This window comes from Lelliottia jeotgali, assembly GCF_977070485.1.
Genome location: NZ_CDRVFO010000002.1, coordinates 373803 through 394866, shown reverse-complemented (window position 1 = coordinate 394866; position 21064 = coordinate 373803). Strand labels below are relative to the sequence as shown.

Genomic DNA, 21064 nt, shown 5'->3' with positions numbered 1-21064 from the left:
GTGCATGACGAATACGTCGTTCCTGACGCTGGACAGCGTCTCCCTGGTTTTGCCCGATGGCAAGCCACTGTTTACCGACCTCAACGCGTGCTTTGACCAACGCCCGACCGGCATGGTCGGGCGTAATGGTGTGGGCAAAAGCCTGCTCGGGCAGATACTCGCCGGCCAGCGTTTGCCCAGCAGCGGCCGCTGCACTCGCCATGGCAGGGTTCATCACCTGGACCAGCAAGTGATCCGGCACAGTACCACCGTCGCCGATCTAGCCCAGGTCGGGCAGGTGATCGCTGCGTTGCAAAGTATCGAAAAAGGCAGCATCGACCTTCACGGTTTCGACACTGTGGGCGATCAATGGGACATTCGTGAGCGGCTGCACATCCTGCTGGATCGCCACGGCCTGGGTCACCTCACCCCCGATTACCCCGCTGCCGAGCTCAGCGGCGGCCAGGCTATGCGCGTCGCCCTGCTCGGTGCCTGGCTCAGCGATAGCGATTACCTGATCCTGGACGAGCCCAGCAACCACTTGGACAGCGAAGGCCGCGCTCAGCTTATGGCCATGATCACGGCTTGGGACCGGGGCTTGCTGGTTATCAGCCATGACCGTGGCTTGCTCGAACACATGTCGCGCATCGTCGAACTGTCGAGCCTTGGCTTGCAGGCATTCGGGGGCCCTTACAGCTTCTATGCCCAGCGCAAGGCCGAACAGCGCGAACAGGCTCAGCAACAACTGGTCCGCGCAAAGCATGAGCGCCAGCTCACCGCCAAAACGTTGCACGAACAACGGGAGCGCCTTGAACGCCACCAGTCACGTGCCAGCCACCACGCCAAGCACGCCAACCAGGCCAAGATACTCATCGACCGCCAGCAGCAACGTAGCCAGGCCACGGCTGGCAAACAGCGTCGCGATCACAACGATGCCCTGCAGGCCCTGCAAACGCAGGTGCAGGAAGCGGCGCGCCAGGTAGAGCGAGACAGCGCGATCATTCTTCATGCGCCGACACCTCAATCGCACCCTGGTCGCGAAGTGCTGGCACTGCAGGGGCTTGTGCTGCCGCGCGGCAGTACCGAACCGATCGACCTGCGCCTTTGCCTGGGCCAACGGCTCGGACTGGTCGGTACCAACGGCAGTGGTAAGTCAACACTCTTTCAGGTGCTGTGCGAAGCGCTGCCCATCCAGGCCGGCCGCGTTCGGATGAGCGGCGAAGTCGCGATGCTCGACCAGCACTGCAGTTCATTACCCGGGCAGCAGACCGTTCTGGCACACCTGCGCGAGGCTAACCCGACACTGCCATCCGGCGTTCTGCGCATGCGGCTGGCTCAACTGGGGCTCGATGCCGCACGCATCGAGCTGCCCAGCAGTTTGCTCAGCGGCGGCGAGCGGCTCAAGGCAGCGCTGGCTGGTGTGCTTTATCGCAAACGCGGCGTGGACCTGCTGTTGCTCGATGAGCCCGGCAACCATCTGGACCTGCCGTCGCTTGAAGCGCTGGAGGCCATGCTACGGCAGTTTCAGGGGGCGATGCTGGTGGCTTCCCATGATTCAGTGTTTCTCCAGCAACTGGCGCTGGACGCTTACCTGCACCTGCCATCGGCGTCACCATGATCCAGATAGCCGCCAATTCGTGACTGGCCGTTCCCGATCCGCAGCGGATGTATTATCGTGGCGAGGTGCGCATATAACAGCAGCCCGAGCGATCGGGCACTTGCAAGACAATCGAGGGTGTCATGAGTAACGAAAGCATTAACTGGGACAAGCTGGGTTTCGACTACATCAAGACCGACAAGCGCTACCTGTCCGTATGGCGCAATGGTGAGTGGGACAAAGGCACCCTGACTGAAGACAACGTGCTGCACATCAGTGAAGGCTCCACTGCCCTGCACTATGGCCAGCAGTGTTTCGAAGGCCTCAAGGCCTACCGCTGCAAGGACGGCTCGATCAACCTGTTCCGCCCTGACCAGAACGCCGCGCGCATGCAGCGCAGCTGCGCTCGCCTGCTGATGCCGCACGTGCCGACCGATGTGTTCATCGAGGCCTGCAAGCAAGTGGTCAAGGCCAACGAGAAATTCGTCCCGCCACACGGCAAGGGTGCCCTGTACCTGCGCCCGTTCGTGATCGGCACCGGCGACAACATCGGCGTGCGCACCGCCCCGGAGTTCATTTTTTCGGTATTCGCCATCCCGGTTGGCTCCTACTTCAAAGGCGGCATGAAGCCGCACAACTTCCAGATTTCCAGCTTCGACCGCGCAGCTCCGCAAGGCACCGGCGCGGCCAAGGTCGGCGGCAACTATGCGGCCAGCCTGCAGCCAGGTGCTGAAGCCAAGAAAGCCAACTTCGCCGACGCCATCTACCTCGATCCGCTGACGCACACCAAGATTGAGGAAGTCGGTTCGGCCAACTTCTTCGGCATCACCGCCAACAACGAATTCATCACCCCGAAATCAGCTTCGGTACTGCCAGGCATCACCCGCCTGTCGCTGATGGAACTGGCGTCCTCGCGCCTGGGCCTGACCGTGATCGAAGGCGATGTCGAAATCAACAAGCTCGACCGCTTCATCGAAGCCGGTGCCTGCGGTACCGCCGCGGTGATCACCCCGATCGGTGGCATCGAGTACAACGGCAAGCTGCACGTGTTCCATGACCTGGAAAAGGTTGGCCCGGTCACCCAGAAGCTCTACAACGAGCTGACCGGTATCCAGAGCGGCGACGTCGAAGCGCCGGCGGGCTGGATCGTCAAGGTCGCCTGAGCCATCGCGCCACGCTGAACCACGGGGCATGCCAGACGCTGGCATGCCCCTTTTTTTGGCTGAGCGTTACGACCCCATCGCCGACAAGCCCGCTACCACAGGGCTTGCGTCATCTTTAGACATTGAGCAAGCGAGTTTGCCCCGCAACAAAGAAACTGCAGCCAGATGAATTTTTCTTAAATTCCCGGCAGTCTATTCTTTGGCACAATCAAGCCTCCACTAGACGCCCAGGAACCAGCATGCCACGCGTACTGACCATCGAAGACGACGCCGTCACCGGCCAGGAAATCGTCGCCGAACTCACCAGCCACGGTCTGGAAGTGGATTGGGCAGATAATGGCCGTGAAGGCCTGGCCAAGGCCATCGGCGGCGGCTACGACCTGATCACCCTGGACCGCATGCTGCCTGAGGTTGATGGCCTGACCATCGTCACCACCCTGCGCAACCTGAAAATCGCAACGCCCATCCTGATGATCAGCGCACTGTCCGACGTCGATGAGCGTGTACGAGGCCTGCGTGCCGGTGGCGACGACTACCTGACCAAACCGTTCGCCTCCGACGAGATGGCCGCCCGGGTGGAGGTGCTGTTGCGGCGCAACAGCGTGCCGATGACCCAGACCCGGCTGCAGGTCGCCGACTTGCAACTGGACCTGATCAGCCATGAGGCCCGCCGCGGCGACCAGACGCTCAACCTGCTGCCCACCGAGTACAAATTGCTGGAGTACCTGATGCGCCACAGCGGCCAGGTAATCACGCGGATGATGATCTTCGAGGAAGTCTGGGGCTACCACTTCGACCCTGGCACCAACCTGATCGATGTGCATATCGGCCGGCTGCGCAAGAAGATCGATTCCCCCGGGCAATCGCCGCTGATCCGTACCGTACGGGGCTCCGGCTATGCCATTGCTGAACCCGTCTAAGGGCTGGAGCTCCTCGACCAGCCGCCTGCTGGCGCTGTACAGCTTCCTCTTCGTGGCGTGGAGCAGCATCCTCATGGGGGTGCTGTACTTCGAGGTTTCCAGCTACCTGAACAAGCTGACCCGCCATTCCATGCTGCAGCGCCAGCACCTGTTCGCGCATATGAGCGGCAAGCAGCTGGACGACGCACTGATCGCCAGCCAGGCGTTCGAGGAACGCGCCTTTGATGCTTACGGCCTGTTCGACGCCCAGCTAAACCCGATCGGCGGGCGTATCCGTGCAATTCCGCCGGAACTCGGCCTGGACGGCAAGGTGCATGAACTGGAGCGTTGCCTGGACGCCGATGATCCGCACATGCCACGTGACAGCTGCGACGCGGTGGCAATCAAGGTTCAGGACGGCCGCTGGCTGGTACTGCTGCGCGACAACGGCTCGTTGTTCGTGGTGACACGCATCATCCTGCACGCCTTGCTATGGGGCATATCGCTGACACTTATCCCGGGCTTCGCCGGCTGGTACCTGCTGCGCCGCAGGCCTTTGAAACGCATTCGGGCCATACAGGCGCAGGCAGAGCTGATCGTCGCCGGCGACCTCACCCACCGCCTGCCGCTGTCGGCCCGGCGCGACGAGCTGGACATGCTGGCCGCCATCGTCAACGCCATGCTTGACCGGATAGAACGGCTGATGCATGAGGTCAAGGGCGTGTGCGACAACATTGCCCACGACCTGCGCACACCGCTCACCCGCCTGCGTGCACAGCTGTACCGCATCCGCCAGCAGACCGGGCTGGACTCGGCACAAGCCGAGGCACTGGACCAGGCCATCGGCGAAACCGATACCCTGATGGCACGTTTTCGCGGCCTGTTGCGCATCAGTGAACTGGAGGATCGCCAGCGCCGCGCTGGCTTCGTTCAGCTGGCCCCGCGTGAGCTGCTGGTGGAGTTGCATGATTTCTACCTGCCCCTGGCCGAAGATGGCGGTATTCGCCTGCAGCTGCAACAGCCTGAGCACTTGCCGGCGCTGCATGGGGACCGCGAGTTGCTGTTCGAAGCGCTGGCCAACCTGGTGGGCAATGCCATCAAGTTCACGCCAGAAGGTGGCCGGGTGGCCATTACGGCTACGCAGGACGAAGCAGGCGTGCATATCGCTATCGAGGACAGCGGACCCGGGATTCCGGAGGAAGAGCGGACTGCAGTGCTGAAGCGGTTTTATCGCAGCGAGGAAGGACACCGTCACCCGGGGTTCGGGCTGGGGTTGTCGATCGTTGCGGCGATCGTCGACCTGCATGGGTTTGAGCTGGTGGTGGGTGATAGTGAGCTGGGTGGGGCCAAGCTGGTGTTGCATTGCCCGTTGGCGGGGTTGCCCAGGTAAAAGCGGGGGCTGCTATGCAGCCCATCGCCGGCAAGCCGGCTCCCACCACGACCGCACAACCTTCCCAATTTCTAAAAGTTAAGCCAATTCCTGTGGGAGCCGGCTTGCCGGCGATGGGGCCGCAAAGCGGCCCCCGTTACATCATCAGTCAGCCAGACGCCAGGTGGTCGCGCCCTTGCTGTCTTCCAGCACTACGCCCATGGCGGTCAGCTGGTCGCGGATACGGTCGGACTCTGCCCAGTTCTTGTCGGCACGCGCCTGCAGGCGCGCCTGGATCAGCGCTTCTACTTCAGCCGCATCGACCTTGCCCTCAGCCCCTGCACGCAGGAAGTCATCGGCCTCCAGCTGCAGTACACCCAGCACATCACCCAGCTCACGCAGGCGACCGGCCAGGCCGGCAGCCGCATCCGGGTCGCTGTCGCGCAGGCGGTTGATTTCGCGCACCAGGTCGAACAGCACAGCGCAGGCTTCGGGGGTGCCGAAGTCGTCGTTCATCGCCACGCTGAAGCGCTCGACGAATTCCTCACCACCCTTGGCCGCCACACGTGGCAAGCCACGCAGTGCGTGATAGAAGCGCTCTAGGGCACCCTTGGCATCACGCAAGCTGTCTTCGGAGTAGTTGATGGCACTGCGGTAGTGGCTGGCCACCAGCAGGTAGCGCACCACCTCCGGGTGGTACACGTCGAGCACGTCACGGATGGTAAAGAAGTTGTTCAATGACTTGGACATCTTCTCGCCATTGATGCGGATCATGCCGCAATGCATCCAGGCGTTGGCGTACTGCTTGCCGGTCGCCGCTTCGCTCTGGGCGATTTCGTTCTCGTGGTGCGGGAACTCCAGGTCGCTGCCGCCACCGTGGATGTCGAAGCTCTCGCCCAGGCAGCAGGTGGACATCACCGAGCACTCGATGTGCCAGCCCGGACGGCCCGGTCCCCAAGGCGAATCCCAGTACGGTTCGCCCGGTTTGACGCCTTTCCACAGCACGAAGTCGAGCGGGTCCTGCTTGGCCTCGTCGACCTCGATGCGGGCACCGATGCGCAGGTCCTCGATCTTCTTGCGCGACAGCTTGCCGTAGCCGACGAACTTCCCGACCCGGTAGTACACGTCGCCATTGCCCGGTGCGTAGGCGTAACCCTTGTCGATCAGGGTCTGGATCATCGCGTGCATGCCGGCGATATGATCGGTGGCTCGCGGTTCCTGATCCGGCTTGAGGATGTTCAGGCGCCGTTCATCCTCGTGCATCGCATCGATCATGCGGGCCGTCAGCGCGTCGAACGTTTCGCCGTTCTCGTTGGCCCGGTTGATGATCTTGTCGTCGATGTCGGTGATGTTGCGCACATAGGTCAGCTCATAGCCGCTCTTGCGCAGCCAGCGCGTGACCAGGTCGAAGGCCACCATGCTGCGCCCATGGCCAAGGTGGCAGTAGTCGTACACGGTCATGCCGCACACGTACATGCGCACCTTGTTGCCATCGAGCGGCTTGAAGACTTCCTTGGTTTTGCTCAGCGTGTTGTAGATGGTAAGCACGGTGGTTCCTTAGCTGCCCCAGGAGTCACGCAGGGTGACGGTGCGGTTGAACACCGGGCGGCCCGGCTGGCTGTCCTTGAGGTCGGCGCAGAAGTAGCCTTCGCGCTCGAACTGGAAGCGGTCTTCAGGCTGCGCCTGGCCCAGCGACGGCTCGGCACGGCAGCCGGTCAGCACTTGCAGCGAGTCCGGGTTGATGTTGTCGAGGAAGCTGGCGCCCTCCTCGGCCTTTTCCGGGTTCGGCGAGCGGAACAGGCGGTCGTACAGGCGTACTTCGCATTCGACGCTGGCCTCTGCCGGCACCCAGTGGATCACGCCCTTGACCTTGCGCCCCTCGGGGTTCTTGCCCAGTGTGTCCGGGTCGTAGGAGCAGCGCAGCTCGACGATGTTGCCATCGGCGTCCTTGACCGCTTCGTCGGCGCGGATCACGTAGCTGCCGCGCAGGCGCACTTCACCGGCCGGTTCCAGGCGCTTGTAGCCCTTTGGCGGTTCTTCCATGAAGTCGTCGCGGTCGATGTACAGTTCGCGGGCGAAGGGCAGTACGCGTACGCCCATGTCTTCCTTGGGATGGCGCGGCAGTTCGAGCTGCTCGACCTGGCCTTCAGGGTAGTTGGTGATGACCACTTTCAGCGGGCGCAGTACGCACATGGCCCGAGGCGCGGTGCGGTCGAGGTCGTCACGGATGCTGAATTCGAGCATCGACATGTCGACAACACCGTCGGAGCGGTTGGTACCGACCATCTCGCAGAAGTTGCGGATCGAGGCCGGGGTGTAACCGCGACGACGGAAGCCCGACAGGGTCGACATGCGCGGATCGTCCCAGGCGCTGACGTGCTTCTCGTCGACCAGCTGCTTGAGCTTGCGCTTGGAGGTGATGGTGTAGTTCAGGTTCAGGCGGCTGAACTCGTACTGACGCGGGTGCGCCGGTACCGGCAGGTTGTCGAGGAACCAGTCGTACAGCGGCCGATGGCCTTCGAACTCCAGGGTGCAGATCGAGTGGGTGATGCCTTCGATGGCATCGGACTGACCATGGGTGAAGTCGTAGTTGGGGTAGATGCACCACTTGTCACCGGTCTGGTGGTGGTGGGCATGACGGATGCGGTACAGGATCGGGTCGCGCAGGTTCATGTTCGGCGAGGCCATGTCGATCTTGGCACGCAGCACGCGCTCGCCATCCTTGAACTCGCCGGCCTTCATGCGTGCGAACAGGTCGAGGTTCTCTTCAACGCTGCGCTCACGGAACGGGCTGTTCTGGCCTGGTTCGGTCAGGCTGCCACGGTAGGCCTTGGCCTGATCAGGGGTCAGGTCGCAGACATAGGCCTTGCCACGCTTGATCAGTTCAACGGCCCAGTCGTGCAATTGGTCGAAGTAGTTGGAGGCATAACGCACGTCGCCGGCCCAGTCGAAGCCCAGCCATTTGACGTCGCGCTGGATGGCATCGATGTACTCCTGGTCTTCCTTGGCCGGGTTGGTGTCGTCGAAGCGCAGGTGACAGACGCCGCCGAACTCCTTGGCCAGGCCGAAATTGACGCAGATCGACTTGGCATGGCCGATGTGCAGGTAGCCATTGGGCTCCGGCGGGAAACGAGTGACGATGCTGCTGTGCTTGCCCGAGTCCAGGTCGGCCTGGATGATCGGCCGCAGGAAGTTCGCAGGGACGGCGGGGGCGCCTTTGGCAGCGGCGTTGGGCGCGTTGTCGGCAGTGGGCTTGCTCATAGGATCCTTGAATGCACGTGTCCGGCCTGGGTAGGCCGATTGAATCAAAGGGCCTATCATAGCCGAAGCAGTCAAGCTGCTGACAGCCAGGCTCGGACAAACTGCCGTGATTTATCGCAGCTTTTTGTCGCGGCCTGGCAAAATGGCCAGTGCGCGCCATGTGTCGCGGTCGCCCGATCTTGCGTCAGGTGACTACAGGCGCACTGCGCACCCTAATTCCCGAATGCCTTGAAAGAGCGAATTCCAGCATGTCCAAAGTCAAACTGACCACCAACCACGGCGTTATCGTCCTGCAACTGGACGCCGAGAAGGCGCCGCTCACCACGGAAAACTTCGTTCAGTACGTCAAGGACGGTCACTACGATGGCACCGTGTTCCACCGTGTGATCAAGGGTTTCATGATCCAGGGCGGCGGCTTCGAGCCGGGCATGAGCCAGAAGAAAACCCGCGCCAGCATCCAGAACGAAGCTGACAACGGCCTGAAGAACACCAAGTACAGCATCGCCATGGCCCGCACCATGGAGCCGCACTCCGCCTCGGCCCAGTTCTTCATCAACGCTTCCGACAACGACTTCCTCAACCACAGCGGCAAGAACACCCAGGGCTGGGGCTACGCGGTATTCGGCGAAGTGACCGAAGGCCGTGAAATCGTCGACGCCATCGAAAAGGTTGCCACCGGTTCCAAGGCTGGCCACCAGGACGTACCAAAAGACGACGTGATCATCGAGAAAGCCGAGATCGCTGAGTGATACTGCTGATCTCTGATCTGCACCTGCAAGAAGAACGCCCGGACATTACCCGGGCGTTTCTTGATCTGCTCGACGGCCGCGCACGCCATGCCAAGGCGCTGTACATCCTCGGCGACTTCTTCGAAGCCTGGATCGGCGACGATGCCATGACGCCGTTCCAGCAGTCGATCTGCCAGGCCGTGCGCCAGCTGAGCGACAGCGGCACCGCCGTGTACCTGATGCACGGCAACCGTGACTTTCTGATCGGCGAGGGTTTCTGCAAGGCCGCCGGCTGCACCCTGTTGGCTGACCCCAGCGTGATCAGCCTGGGCGGCGAGCAGGTTTTGCTGATGCATGGCGACACCCTGTGCACCCGCGACATTGGCTACATGAAGATGCGCCGCTATCTGCGCAACCCGTTGAGCCTGTGGATTTTGCGGCACTTGCCGCTTGCCACCCGGCAGAAATTGGCGCGCAAGCTGCGTAGCGAAAGCCGTGCACAGACGCGCATGAAAGCCACCGAAATTGTCGATGTCACACCGGAAGAAGTGCCAGCGGTGATGGCGGCACACGGTGTGAAAACGCTGGTGCATGGCCACACTCATCGGCCGGCGATCCACAAGCTGGTGGTGAACGGGGAGCCGGCCCGGCGCATCGTGCTGGGTGATTGGGATCGTCGCGGCTGGACCCTGCAGGTGGATGCGCAGGGCTTTCAGCTGGAGCCGTTCGAGTTTTCCTGAAACTGGCAGCTTTGCCATACCGGCCTCATCGCCGGCAAGCCGGCTCCTACAGGTACGCCACCGCCCTCGAGAGCAGTGGAGTGCCTGCAGGAGCCGGCTTGCCGGCGATGAGGCCGGTACAGGTTTGCATCTTAAGGCTGGCTCGCCACTGCCCCCTTGTCCCGCTCACTGATCACATAATGCCGATACTCGGGGTCAGCCTTGATTTGCGCCTCGGTGAACGGAATGGGCGCCAACTGCTTGGTCGAGAACGCCTTGGTCTGGTCGCTCGAATGCGCCGATGCGGCTTCGCTGGACTGCGAGAAGGCCAACAACCCGCGCGCCTGGGGCCCATCCTCGGTGAAACTGACCAGTTGCAAGTAACTGGTGCCACTGACCACCAGCCGCTTGCCCGCCCCGTGCGGTACGCTGAAGATCGCGTTATACACCCCCAACCCCTGCGGGCCGCCCGGTACCGGCGTGCCATCGGCCGCCTGCTGGATCTGCCCCCAACGGCTGCCTTCAGCAACGCCGGCTTTGGCTACCTGCTGCATTGAGGCCAGCGCCGCTTCGCGCAGCAACTTGCGCACCGCCGCCTGCTCCACTGCCAAACCACGCGGCGTGTGCTGCGGGTCTGCCGGGTCAAACGCCACTCGCCAGCTTTGCGGATACCTGGCCATGGCCTCGACGATGTTCTGGAAATGCACCAGGCCAATGCCACTGTTCAGGTCAGCCTTGCCATCCCAGCTCGCCAGGCTCGTACACAGTGCCTGCAAATCAGCCTCAGCGCCTTTGCACCATTGCAACAAGTCTGGAAGCACCAGGCTGGCCAAGTAGACCTCGTCATCCATCACCATACGCTGCAGGTCCTCCACACCCAGCTTGGCATTGCCTTGCAGGCGCTCAAGCGCGAAACGCCCGCGCATACCCAAAGGCTGGTCGCTGCGGCTGATCAGCGGCGAGTACCCCGTCAACGGCTGGGCGGGGTTGGTCATCCACGCCGGATCGTTGGAGCTTTGCACGAAATCCTTGCGCGCAAGGCTGGGCAACAGATGCGCCGGGAAGATGCCAGGCTGCGCCGCCTGTGCATCGACCTTCCACTGGCAGGCGCTGCGCGAACCATCGAGCACCACCAGCGGGCCTTGCGCCGCCGGGTTACTGCACTGGCTCAGCAACTGCTGGTCCACATATGGCACCACCGATTGGTTCAGGTAAAGCGCCTGGCCACCCGAATCGACGGCCAAGGTGTTGACCCAGGGGATGCCTTGCAACTGCTCAATCGAGCCCTTCAGTGCCGCCAGGCTATCGGCGCGGTTGATGCGATACCACTGCTGCAGCACGCGAGTATTGTCCAGATTGGCGTCACGCAGGCTATAGGCCGCTTTGCTGTCCCAGTCCAGGCGACCTGGCCACTGCACCACGGGCCCGAACTTCGAGCTGTAGACCTGGCGCTCCACCTTGCTCAGCGTGCCATCACCAGCCTTGACCGTGACACTCACAGCCTGCCGGGTCAGCGGCAATGACTTGCCATCGAACAGGTAGCGCGTCGGATCCTTGGGGTCCAGTTGCAGTCGGTAGAGGGTGAAGTGTTTGGAAGTATCGACCGTGTGGGTCCAGGCCAGATGACGGTTGAAACCGATGTTCACTACCGGTAACCCAGGCAGTGCGGCCCCCATGACGTCCAGTTGGCCAGGGATGGTCAGTTGCATCTGGTAGAAGCGCATCCCGCCCATCCAAGGGAAATGCGGGTTGGCCAGCAACAGCCCGCGGCCGTTGGCCGAACGCTCTGCGCCCACCGCAACGGCGTTACTGCCCCGTTCCGAAGCGAAGCGCTGTTGCTGGGCCAGTGCCTCGCCAAACGTGTGCACTGCCTGCTGACTCGTCAACTGTGGCGGCTGGGCAGCCGCCAACGCTTCGGCGAACTGCCCCAGCCCGCCCTCCGATAGCAGGCGACGGGTCAGCTTGACCAGGTCCAGACTGGTGATCGGCCGCAACCACTGGCCATCCCCACACTCTGCCGGCAGCCCTTGGCTACGACGCTCGGCCAAGGCGCGATTGAAACCACTGGCATAGCCCTCCAGCAAATCACGCACCTGAGCGGGTTGGGCCTGGAGGAAGCTGTTGACCGCAGTCGGCGTATTGAGCCAGGTGAAAAACAGGTCGCTGGCCAGGTTATCGCGCTGCTCAAGGGTTTTGCCCTGCGTGCCAAAAAAGCGCGAACGCTCACCGTTGACCGTCAGCACTTCATTGGCAAGCAGGCACAGATTGTCCTGGCCATAGGCATAACCGATACCGTAACCCAGGCCGCGCTCATCCTTGGCCACGATATGCGGCACGCCGAAACTGGTGCGCCGAATTTGCGCAGCGGCATCGGTGCTGGCTTCTCGCGCCTGTGCGGCCAGGCTGCAGGCAACCAACGCGGCCGCTAGGCCAACGCAGGTCATGGGACTTGAAATTGAGAGCACGGGCACTCCTCGGCTTCTGGGATCATTCCAATCAGACGAACACCCAGATGAAAATTTTACGCAGGAGGAGTCACAGATTCGTCTTCATGACACCGGCAGAGATTTTTTTTGCGCGAAGGCTGCAGATTCTCCGCTCTCATTCGTCCTAGTAAGTGAGGCACCCATATTTCGGGACAGTCCACGAAAAGGAGCATTCACATGTACAACCCGCAACCTTCACTTCAGACCGGGCGAACCCCGGCCAAAGCGGCCAATGGACAGGACGCCTGCGGGGAAGAGCGTGTCGGCAACGAACAGATCCGCGAGTTGCTGCGCACCTATGGGCTGCGTACCAGCCTGATTCGTCTCAAAGTGATCGATGCCCTGCACAGCGCCGGCCGCGCCGGCCGCAGCATTGGCGTGCGCGGTGTGCACGCGCACCTGGAACAATTGGATATTCCGCTGTCGTTTCTCAGTGTGCGGGAGGTGCTCAAGCGACTGTGCGCAGAGGGGGTGATCAATCTGGGCAACGACAAGTGCTACAGCCTCAACCCGCAAGCGCAGGCCGTGCTCGAGCAGCCCTCTTCGCGCTGAGCGCATGGCCGGCCATGCCTGGCCGGCCGGCAAGGGTCAGGGCTTGACCTTGCGCCGCAGAATGCCGTTGATCACGACCACCACTACCGCAATGGCGATAGCCAGCAGCTGGAAGGTCTTTTCACTGATGGTGCCCTGCTTCTGCAGGTGTGACAGGCCCAGCATGAGGCCCAGCACCACCAGGATGATAAGAATCGAATATTTGAGGCGCTGCACGTGTGTCATCGATAGTTCCTTGCAACATCGGGGGCAAATGGCTCGCAACGAGCCGGCGCCATGATACAACGCCGGTGGCTTTCGGCGCTGCATTTCCTGCTTAGCGCGGCACCTCAAGCCTGAAAGCATTGGCCTCCCTACCGCCCATGCTGGAGGCTCCATGCTCAAGCCCGCCCTGCTCATTCTGTTATTACTCCCCTCTCTCCCCACTCACGCGCTGGATATTCGCCAGATACCACCTGAACAATTGCTCCAACTGGGCCGTGAACTGGCGGCGTCCGCCGGCAGCAACCAATGGCAACAGTTATGGCATCGAACAAGGGCGGCCGGGCACCTGCTCGCCAGGCCTGGCCACGCCCATTTCACAATCGAGCAGCCGCAGTTGCCAAGGCTCGCGTACGAAACCTTGGCCAACGCCGGACAGGTCGATGCCGTAGGCAAGACCCTTGCACTCTATCGCCGGTCCTTCCCAGGTAAAGTACTGGGCCGGCACGATGAGCAATCTCTGAGTGCACTCTGCCTCGTGGTCGATTGGCGCAGTCTCCCTCAAACCATGGCCAATTGGCCCCACGCCTACCTCGCAAACGTGAGCTTGATGCATGTTTACCCTTGCAGTGAGGGTACTGGCACCCAGTTGCCTCACGGAAAAGTGACCCCCTGAGTATCAACGCCTGTAGGGCAACGCCAGAGCGATGTCCTACAACACGCGAAATCGTTGCCTTCAAATCCTGCTCCCCGAGGCTACAACAGCTGGACCACTTGGCGCCTAGCGACAGTATTCGTCACTCACTGACAATCCGCTCATGCCAACGACCGAACGCCGATGGTAATCGCCGATCCGCAAATGCGGAATATCAAAGCATCGCGCCCCATCTACCTCGAGGGAGCCACACATGGAATTGCAAGACCTCACAGCCATAGATATCAGCCAGCTACCGCACTCGCTGCAGTCCCTGATCGAATGTATCGGCATAGAAAACGCCTACCAGCTGACCTGCGCCTTCGGCGGCAGACCCAAGTACATACCCAAGCATCGCGAGCGAACCAAGCTCGCTGAGGTACTCCCTGGCGAAGCCCTCGACGCGCTGATCAAGCGTTTTGCCGGTGTGGCACTGGAAATTCCCAAGCCGGACCACTTCCTGCGGCAATTGCGCAACCTGCAAATCCAGAAAGAAAGCGCCGAAGGGCTGTCACGCAGCCTGCTGGCCGACAAGTACGGCCTGAGCCTGCGCCAGATCGGCAATATCCGTCGCCAGGAGCCTTGCACGCGCTGACGACACCCACCCGGCCGCACTGACGGCCGTCTTTGCAGCACCCATCAGAGAAAGAGAATCCAGCTATGTCCCTAGACAACAGCCTCATCGGATCGGTCATCAATGCCTTGCCAATGGACCGGATGATCGCCGGGCCACTACAAGCCATGGTTCAAGCGCAGGTCACTGCGAGCAAATCCTACGCGGACTTCCTCATGCAGGTTTGCGTACAGGATGGTAAAGCGGTTGCCATCCAGTTCGACTATGACGAGACCATCGTCAACGAACAGGGCGAATACAAAGGCGTCGTCAGCAAGTCCATGAAGGTCCCGCTGCTGGCGGCCATTACCCACCCGAACATTGTCATTGAAGAAGGAAAGGTCGAGTTCGAACTGACCATCAGTCAGGCGGCAGAGGATTTCAGTGAGTCCAGCAAAAGTGGGGACGTGGCCGCCTCGCTGGGTTGGGGGCCGTTCAAGCTGGATATGAAGGGCAGCATCAGTCATAAGTCCACTCAAACCCGCAAGTCCGATACCCGTGCCCGCTATGCGTTCAACACCACTTTGCGCCGACAGGATCCACCAGAGGCGGTAATGAGAGTCATCGATTTCCTCACCGATGCCGCCACCAAACCGACGGTGGTACCCAACTCGACCCTGATAAGCACGGATTCGATTTCCGATGCAGACGTACTGAAGGACGATACAGCGAGCACCTCCGCTGCAGGTGGCACTCCTTCCTGATACTTCGCCCTGTCTCAAAATGTCCGCCTCGCTGATGCAGCGGGGCACCCTGTGCACCAAGGAGACACGTGAGTGGACAACCACCCTGCCCCCATGACATCGATTGATCTGCGGGATATCACCCGTGGCCTGCAGGAAGCCGCAGCGGCAACCAACAGCCTGATTGCCCAGCAGTACATCAACTTGTTCGACCATTTTTTCGACGTAGACGCGCAGGCCCTCGGCGCGCCGATGAAAGCCAAGATGGTCGAGGTCGCCATGGACGACAAGCATGTGATACGCGTGCCATTGTTCGCCCTGGTATCACCCAAGGGGCTTGCCTTGGAGCGCATGCAAGTCGACCTCTCGGTGCGGGTCAATGGCACGGAGGCTCTGCGTGCGATGCAGACGAATGATGAGGCCGGCGGCGCAGCAGCCTTCAAGGTCACCATCGGGAGCCAGGGCCGCCAAGGCGAAACTCGAGACCCGGACGAGGTACAGATCCGCATGCAGTTTCAAGCCAGCGAGCCACCCGAAGCGCTCAACCGCCTGATCGAGGAATACACCAAGCTGATCAACCCCACACGCAAACCGGCCACCGAGCCCACACCTGATACCAACGAGTTCATCGATGCCGCCACCGTACGATGACGGCATCCATTCAGAAATCTCGCTTGTAGAAAATATCCAGCGAACTGGCCAGACCACTGGCTGCCTCGAGGTAGACTTTCTTGCTCAGCTTGTACCGCAAGGCAATGGTATTGGCGGGCTCGAACACCCCCACCCCGTACCGCAGGCTAAGCTTCTCGGTCAAATTACCGCTGGCCACTACGCTTGTGGTGTTGCCAGAGCCCTCGGTGTCCAGCTGGAAGTCGTCAATCCCGAGGCTGGACGCGATGCTGCCGGTAACCCCTGCGCTGCCAGCCAGGCCCAGGCCCAGAGCCGCCTCGGCCAACATGTTGTTGTCCTCGCCCGAAGTGCCCAGCGGTCGGCCCAGTACCAGGTAGGACAGCGCCTGCTCCTGGCTCATCGTCGGCTCCGAGAACACCTTGGTAGTAGGCTGCTCGGCGCTGCCGCTCAGGCGAATACCGGCAATAACGTCATCAACTTGCCGAATGGCTTCGATGTCCAGGTAGGGCTGGTCGATGGGCCCGGCGAACAGCAAGCGCGCACGGCGAATGGTCAGGCGCTGACCGTAAGCGCGGTAGCGTCCGTCAGCCAGGCTCAACTCACCACGGGTATCCATGTTGTCGCCGATATGTACATGGCCGAGCAAGTTGGCGGTAAGCCCAAAACCGCTGAACGACAGTTTGTCTCGCCCCACTTCTACATCAATGTCCATGGCCACCGCCATAGGCGTTTTACCTTCCTCGGTCTGGTGGCCAACGATGACGGTGTCGTCTGATACCTTCACGGTCGATGGCGGCAGTTCACGCACCGTGATATTGCCTTTGGGCACCAGCACCTTGCCGATCACCGCCAGTTTGTCGTCGATCAGACGCAAGTTCAGGTCCGGCGCTACCTCAAGGGTTGCGTAGGGTTCGACGGTAACCGGCAACTGCTGGCCCTGCAGGCGCAGGTTCATGCCCAGGGCCTGGCCCCAGGTCAGGTCTCCGCTCAGCCGGCCACGGCCCGCCTCGCCACTGCGCCAGCCACCGTTGAGCTGAACCTGCTCGCCAGCGATCAAGGCCTGCAGCGACAGGTCCTGCAAACTGACGGGCAGCTCAGCGCCACTGACCTCGCCACCACTGAGCATCAGGTTGCCGTTGACCTTTGGCGCCAGCAAGGTGCCGGACAATCGGCCACTGCCATTCAATTGGCCTGCCAGGCGCTCGACCATCGGTACGAAAGGCCGGGCAACCGACAGGTCCAGACCGGCGAGGCGGAAGTCACCCGACAATGGCTTGTCCTTCCCCAGCGGGTCGAGACGGGTGTTCACGCTCAACTCGCCGAGGCGCTCGCCTCGGAAATTCAGCCGTGTATCGATGCGGCGAGGCGCCAGGGTACTGTCCAGGCGCAGCGCCTGGTAAGGGAAATCGACCCAGCGCCCATCGTCCCGCACCCTCAGCGTGCCGCCACTGGCATCGATACGCACGGCACCCTTGGGGCCGCTGGCCGGAATGTCCAGATTCACGTCAGCGTTGAGCAGCCCCTGCCAGGCGAAATCCTTCGGCAACCATTGGGCCAGGCTGTCCAGCGGAAACTGCTTGAGGTGATAACGCAGGTGCGGCTCCGGCGCCAGACGTTGATCCTCGCCACACAGGCTGGCCTGACCGGAGCGCCAGCAGTGGGCACCGAAGTCCAGTTGGCCGCTGGCCAGGCGCTGCAGGCGAGCCGGGGCCTGCAACTGCCAGTCCTGGCCACCTGCCTGGACTCTGCCGCTGGCCAGGCGACCACGCCAGTCCCCCTTGTTCAACTGGCCGTCAAGGCTCAGGTCCAGCTTCAGCTGTGGGCCATCGAGCCCCAAGGTCAAGGCTTGCTGGCGGATGTCGCCCTTGCCATTGGCCTGCAAGGTGCCCAGCGCCGTATCGCCGAGGCGGATACCATTGGCCTTGAGGTTGATCACACCACGCTGGGCGTTGTCCAGGCGTGCATTGAGGTCAAGACGCTGGATACGGTTCTGCTCCTGCGCCAGCTTCTGGCCTTGCAGGGTCAGGGTACCCTGGGGAGCGCTCAGCGTGCCGCTGACATCCAGCCGCCCTTTGGCCTGGCCTCGCAGCCCGGGCCACAGTTGCCCGAGCCGGGGCAGGTCGAGGTCGACACGCCCGGCCAAGCGCTGCTGCAGGCTGCCACTGCCGTTGATGCGGTTGTCGCCCAACTGCACGGCCAGCGCACCGAGGGTCCAGTTCTGCCCGGCGCCTTCGGCCTGTACCTTGAGCATCGCCGGCTGGCCGCGCAGGCGGCCCTTTAGATCAAGCTGGGCATCGAGGGTGAGCTGCTCACCCTTCATTTCACCTTTGCTGCGCAACGGACCGGCCAGAGTACCGGGCAGTTCGGCGAGCCAGTAGGCCGGATCGAGTGCCGACAGCTGCAGGTCAACGTCCCAGGCCAGGGTATCGGCAAAGCGCACCGCGACGCTGCCGGCGGCCTTGCCTTGCCCGGCGGTCAGGGCCAACTGCGGCAGGCGCACCTGGCTAAGGTCACCCTCGAAAGGGCTGGCCAACGTAAAGGCTCCGGCCGGGCCGTCGAGGTCGCCATTGAAAGTACCCTGGTAACTGCCATCGCGGTATTGCACCTGCGCGTTGAAGCGCTTGAGCGTGACATCTGGCGGCGCGTCCAAGGGGTACAGACGTAGCCAAGGGAAATCCTGCCAGTCGAGCTGGGCATCGGCCAGCAAGCCTTGCCGCCAGTCGGCACTGGCCTTCAGCTTCACGTGCTGAGCGTCGCTGGCAGAAAGGTCCAACGCCTGAACGTTCGCCCCGTTTGCATCTACTTTGCCCGTGAGCAGCAAGGCGATCGGTGCCTGTTCTGCCGGCAGGCTGGCGCTACCAGACACCTGATAACCCCTGAGCAAATCGCCCTCGGCTTCGAGCTTGAGCTGATTGAGCTGCAGCGTGTCCGGCAACGTCTGCGCGGGTTTGAAGGCATCGGAGCGCAGTTGCAACCTGGCCGGCAGGTGCTCGGCCAGTGCCTGCAACTCACCGGTCAGACGCGCGTTGAGGTAACCGCTGCTGGTCGCATCCAGTTCGAGGGTTTTCTGCAACTCGCCCTTGGCGGTCAGTGCCAGTAGCCAGGCCTGCCCTTGCACCGCAGGCAGTTGCACCTGCCCCTGCAGTTGCACCGGCCAGTCACCCTCGGGTTGCAGATCACCCTGCACATTCAAGTGCAGGTCATCACGCTGCAGTTGCAGGCTGTCGATCTGCAGACCTGTGGCAGTCCAGTGCGCCGCCAGGTGAAGATCGCCAAGCAGGTCACTGCCATCGAGGCGCACCTGACCAACCTTGACGTCACCCAGCTCGATGGCCACCGGCAGCCGCAAAACCGGTAACTGCAGCGGCCCGCTATCGGCAGGTTGATCGCTCGGCGCGAACACCATGTCGATACGCTGGGCATGCAGTTGATCGATGCACAGGGTTGCCCGCAATAAACATCCAGGTGTCCAGTTCAGCAGCGGAGCCTGCACTTCGACGCGGTTGCCGCCATCAGCCCACGTCAATTGGCTCGCCTGCCACCTGCCCGCAAGGCGCCCTTGGAAGTCATGGATCTGCAGGCCGGGCACGCGCCCAAGCACCCAATGGCTGCCGCCTTCGGTACCAAGTAACGCTCCTAGCGCCAGAACAACCAGCAGCACGCTGCCAAGCAGGCCCAGCAGAATGAATTTGAACACACGCATCAAAGCTCAGGCCCCATGGAGAAATGCAGGCGGATACCACCGTCGTCATCAAGGGCCTTGGCCAAGTCAAGGCGCAATGGCCCAACCGGCGAAACCCAGCGCACGCCGAAACCGACCCCGGTCTTGAGGCTCGGCAGCTCCAGCGTGTTGAACGAGTTGCCCTGGTCGACGAACGTCGCCACACGCCACTTCTCGGTCACCGAATACTGGTATTCGACGCTGCCTGCCACCAGATAGCGACCACCGATACGGTCGCCGTCGCTGTTCTTTGGCGACAGCGTCTGATAGTCGTAGCCGCGCACGCTCTGGTCGCCACCGGCGAAGAAACGCAGGGATGGCGGGATGTTGTTCTTGTAACCGTTGGTGGCGCTGCCACCGAACTGCACCCTGCCAAGCAAGCGGTGGTTGTGCCCGAGCGTGGTCAGGCCCTTGAGCAGCACGTTGCCATGCAACAGGTTGGTGTCGGACACCAGCCCTTCCTTGGCCACCTGGGTATCGAACTGCAGGCGGTAGCCGTTGTGCGGGTCAATACGGTTGTCGCTGCGCAAGTAGGAGAAGCTTACGCCCGGCATAAGCAGGTTGCTCAGGCCCGAATCGTCGCCAAGACGATACTCTTCACGCTGGTACTTGAGCGAGATCACGCGTTGCCAGCCACTGGGCAGCTTGCTGTGCCATTCGGGCCCCACGGTCAGTAGCTTGCTGAGTGTGTCTGTACCGGCTATCTCTTCATTCTGATAGCCGCCAGCGAAACGCAACTTGTCGGTCAGGGGTGGGTCAAGTGGCACGTCGTACCACAGCCCCACGTTTTGCCGGGGAGCCGAAAGTTCTGTCTCCCACCCGTAGCTATGGCCTTGGGGGTTGACCCAGTGGCGCGTCCAGTTGGCTTTGCCGCGCGGACCGACGTCCGTAGAAAACCCTAGGCCAAGCCCCATCGTCCGCGGCTTGCGGGTATCGAGGCGTACGTCCACAGGGATTTGCTCAGCCACTGCGGCGGTGGGCGCGGCATCGACCCGTACACCCTCGAAATAACCGCTGGACTGCAGGTCATTGTTCAGCTCAGCGATAAGTTCCGAGTCGTAGGGCGTGCCCGGTTCGAACGAGACCATACGCTGCAGCAGATCTTCGTCCAGCGGTGTATCGCCACTGAACCTTACCGCCCCCAAGCGATAGCGTGGGCCGCTCTGATACACCAGTTCGATATCGGCGACCCCGGCCTGCGGGTCGACGGCAAGGCGCTGGCGGCTGAAATGCCCGCTGAAAAAGCCGTAGCGCGAGGCCTGGTTCTGGATCAACCGTTTGGCGTCCTCGTACAGCCCATGGTTGAGTTGCTCACCGGCGCGCAGGGCTTTGCTGTCAGGTACGCGAAACGCCTTCATCTCGCTGGCAGGCCCTTCGATGCGCACGGTTACGTTGCGCAGGCGCACAGGCTCGCCCGGGTCGATATGAAGGATCAGCTTCGCAGGTTGGTCGGCCTTGGCAGGAGGCCTGACCTCGCTATCGATCTGCGCCTGATAGTAGCCAAGCGCTTGCGCCGCTTTTCGCGCCTGCTCCTGCGCCCCGCGACTGAAGCGCAAAAGCGCCTCTTCATCGCGGTCCCCAAGGGTACCTATATAGCCTTCGACATTGGCTTTGAGCGCTTTGTTGGCAGGTTTCACCTGCACCAGCAATTCGCTCTGCCCCCATGCTGTGGAACTGGCGGCCCAGAAAACCAGGCCCCAAGTCAGTCTTCCTGAATACGTCATGCGGCGCATGCTACCAGAGCCAGGCGCTCAAGGGAGCCGCCTGGC

17 protein-coding genes are annotated in these 21064 nt (G+C 62.0%); 11 read left to right on the top strand and 6 right to left on the bottom strand.

Features of this window, described 5'->3' with window-relative positions:
• Positions 1–4: 4 nt before the first annotated feature.
• The 4 genes from ACW4TB_RS04300 to ACW4TB_RS04285 all read left to right on the top strand — a co-directional run bounded on the left by ACW4TB_RS04300 (position 5) and on the right by ACW4TB_RS04285 (position 5028).
• Positions 5–1597 carry an ATP-binding cassette domain-containing protein gene (locus ACW4TB_RS04300; protein WP_279933108.1) on the top strand — a complete coding sequence of 531 codons (1593 nt, stop codon included), beginning with the start codon at positions 5–7 and terminating at the stop codon, positions 1595–1597.
• A 122-nt stretch (positions 1598–1719) separates the two neighbouring features.
• A complete protein-coding gene (locus tag ACW4TB_RS04295) occupies positions 1720–2739 on the top strand; it encodes a branched-chain amino acid aminotransferase (protein ID WP_039602754.1) in 1020 nt (339 codons plus the stop codon).
• Between the two features lie 239 nt (positions 2740–2978).
• Entirely contained in the window at positions 2979–3659 is a 681-nt protein-coding gene (locus ACW4TB_RS04290) for a response regulator transcription factor (RefSeq protein ID WP_012314269.1), read from the top strand.
• A complete protein-coding gene (locus tag ACW4TB_RS04285) occupies positions 3637–5028 on the top strand; it encodes a sensor histidine kinase (RefSeq protein ID WP_012314268.1) in 1392 nt (463 codons plus the stop codon). The genes ACW4TB_RS04290 and ACW4TB_RS04285 overlap by 23 nt, the downstream gene beginning before the upstream one ends.
• Before the next feature lie 144 nt (positions 5029–5172).
• Here the strand turns inward: ACW4TB_RS04285 and cysS are convergent, their stop codons facing one another.
• Entirely contained in the window at positions 5173–6555 is a 1383-nt protein-coding gene (gene cysS / locus ACW4TB_RS04280; protein ID WP_012314267.1) for a cysteine--tRNA ligase, read from the bottom strand.
• Between the two features lie 9 nt (positions 6556–6564).
• Entirely contained in the window at positions 6565–8268 is a 1704-nt protein-coding gene (locus ACW4TB_RS04275; protein ID WP_012314266.1) for a glutamine--tRNA ligase/YqeY domain fusion protein, read from the bottom strand.
• Positions 8269–8516: 248 nt separating this feature from the next.
• On the opposite strand from ACW4TB_RS04275, the gene ACW4TB_RS04270 reads away from it, so the two are divergent.
• Positions 8517–9017: a peptidylprolyl isomerase gene (locus ACW4TB_RS04270; RefSeq protein ID WP_012314265.1), complete on the top strand. Its 501-nt coding sequence runs from the start codon at positions 8517–8519 to the stop codon at positions 9015–9017.
• Positions 9014–9736, top strand: a complete 723-nt coding sequence (locus tag ACW4TB_RS04265) for a UDP-2,3-diacylglucosamine diphosphatase (protein WP_012314264.1) — start codon at positions 9014–9016, stop codon at positions 9734–9736. The genes ACW4TB_RS04270 and ACW4TB_RS04265 overlap by 4 nt, the downstream gene beginning before the upstream one ends.
• A 131-nt stretch (positions 9737–9867) precedes the next feature.
• On the opposite strand, the gene pvdQ is transcribed toward ACW4TB_RS04265, so the two are convergent.
• The gene (pvdQ, locus tag ACW4TB_RS04260; protein WP_455842889.1) at positions 9868–12180 is read right to left on the bottom strand and encodes a bifunctional acylase PvdQ; all 2313 of its coding nucleotides are present in this window, start codon (positions 12178–12180) and stop codon (positions 9868–9870) included.
• Between the two features lie 198 nt (positions 12181–12378).
• Between pvdQ and ACW4TB_RS04255 the strand changes: the two genes are divergently transcribed.
• Positions 12379–12753 carry a hypothetical protein gene (locus tag ACW4TB_RS04255; RefSeq protein WP_012314262.1) on the top strand — a complete coding sequence of 125 codons (375 nt, stop codon included), beginning with the start codon at positions 12379–12381 and terminating at the stop codon, positions 12751–12753.
• A gap of 36 nt (positions 12754–12789) precedes the next feature.
• On the opposite strand, the gene ACW4TB_RS04250 is transcribed toward ACW4TB_RS04255, so the two are convergent.
• Positions 12790–12978 carry a hypothetical protein gene (locus ACW4TB_RS04250; RefSeq protein ID WP_279933105.1) on the bottom strand — a complete coding sequence of 63 codons (189 nt, stop codon included), beginning with the start codon at positions 12976–12978 and terminating at the stop codon, positions 12790–12792.
• A gap of 151 nt (positions 12979–13129) precedes the next feature.
• Between ACW4TB_RS04250 and ACW4TB_RS04245 the strand changes: the two genes are divergently transcribed.
• The 4 genes from ACW4TB_RS04245 (at position 13130) to ACW4TB_RS04230 (ending at position 15595) form a co-directional block, all read left to right on the top strand.
• A complete protein-coding gene (locus ACW4TB_RS04245; protein WP_012314260.1) occupies positions 13130–13630 on the top strand; it encodes a hypothetical protein in 501 nt (166 codons plus the stop codon).
• 232 nt (positions 13631–13862) lie between these two features.
• Entirely contained in the window at positions 13863–14243 is a 381-nt protein-coding gene (locus tag ACW4TB_RS04240; RefSeq protein ID WP_012314259.1) for a Mor transcription activator family protein, read from the top strand.
• A 65-nt stretch (positions 14244–14308) separates the two neighbouring features.
• Positions 14309–14965: a DUF2589 domain-containing protein gene (locus ACW4TB_RS04235; protein WP_012314258.1), complete on the top strand. Its 657-nt coding sequence runs from the start codon at positions 14309–14311 to the stop codon at positions 14963–14965.
• A gap of 72 nt (positions 14966–15037) precedes the next feature.
• On the top strand, positions 15038–15595 hold the full coding sequence (locus tag ACW4TB_RS04230; RefSeq protein ID WP_012314257.1) for a DUF2589 domain-containing protein: 558 nt from the start codon (positions 15038–15040) through the stop codon (positions 15593–15595).
• A 10-nt stretch (positions 15596–15605) separates the two neighbouring features.
• On the opposite strand, the gene ACW4TB_RS04225 is transcribed toward ACW4TB_RS04230, so the two are convergent.
• The gene (locus ACW4TB_RS04225) at positions 15606–19277 is read right to left on the bottom strand and encodes a translocation/assembly module TamB domain-containing protein (protein ID WP_455842888.1); all 3672 of its coding nucleotides are present in this window, start codon (positions 19275–19277) and stop codon (positions 15606–15608) included.
• On the bottom strand, positions 19277–21028 hold the full coding sequence (locus ACW4TB_RS04220; protein ID WP_455842887.1) for an autotransporter assembly complex protein TamA: 1752 nt from the start codon (positions 21026–21028) through the stop codon (positions 19277–19279). The genes ACW4TB_RS04225 and ACW4TB_RS04220 overlap by 1 nt, the downstream gene beginning before the upstream one ends.
• Between the last annotated feature and the right edge of the window lie 36 nt (positions 21029–21064).

What these genes read in the sequence shown, in the direction of transcription:
- ACW4TB_RS04295 (WP_039602754.1), top strand. Translation starts at nt 1,720, where the DNA reads ATGAGTAACGAAAGCATTAACTGGGACAAGCTGGGTTTCGACTACATC.
- ACW4TB_RS04300 (WP_279933108.1), top strand. Translation starts at nt 5, where the DNA reads ATGACGAATACGTCGTTCCTGACGCTGGACAGCGTCTCCCTGGTTTTG.
- ACW4TB_RS04220 (WP_455842887.1), bottom strand. Translation starts at nt 21,028, where the DNA reads ATGCGCCGCATGACGTATTCAGGAAGACTGACTTGGGGCCTGGTTTTC.
- ACW4TB_RS04275 (WP_012314266.1), bottom strand. Translation starts at nt 8,268, where the DNA reads ATGAGCAAGCCCACTGCCGACAACGCGCCCAACGCCGCTGCCAAAGGC.
- ACW4TB_RS04245 (WP_012314260.1), top strand. Translation starts at nt 13,130, where the DNA reads ATGCTCAAGCCCGCCCTGCTCATTCTGTTATTACTCCCCTCTCTCCCC.
- ACW4TB_RS04270 (WP_012314265.1), top strand. Translation starts at nt 8,517, where the DNA reads ATGTCCAAAGTCAAACTGACCACCAACCACGGCGTTATCGTCCTGCAA.
- ACW4TB_RS04290 (WP_012314269.1), top strand. Translation starts at nt 2,979, where the DNA reads ATGCCACGCGTACTGACCATCGAAGACGACGCCGTCACCGGCCAGGAA.
- ACW4TB_RS04250 (WP_279933105.1), bottom strand. Translation starts at nt 12,978, where the DNA reads ATGACACACGTGCAGCGCCTCAAATATTCGATTCTTATCATCCTGGTG.
- ACW4TB_RS04240 (WP_012314259.1), top strand. Translation starts at nt 13,863, where the DNA reads ATGGAATTGCAAGACCTCACAGCCATAGATATCAGCCAGCTACCGCAC.
- ACW4TB_RS04285 (WP_012314268.1), top strand. Translation starts at nt 3,637, where the DNA reads ATGCCATTGCTGAACCCGTCTAAGGGCTGGAGCTCCTCGACCAGCCGC.
- ACW4TB_RS04235 (WP_012314258.1), top strand. Translation starts at nt 14,309, where the DNA reads ATGTCCCTAGACAACAGCCTCATCGGATCGGTCATCAATGCCTTGCCA.
- ACW4TB_RS04225 (WP_455842888.1), bottom strand. Translation starts at nt 19,277, where the DNA reads ATGCGTGTGTTCAAATTCATTCTGCTGGGCCTGCTTGGCAGCGTGCTG.
- ACW4TB_RS04255 (WP_012314262.1), top strand. Translation starts at nt 12,379, where the DNA reads ATGTACAACCCGCAACCTTCACTTCAGACCGGGCGAACCCCGGCCAAA.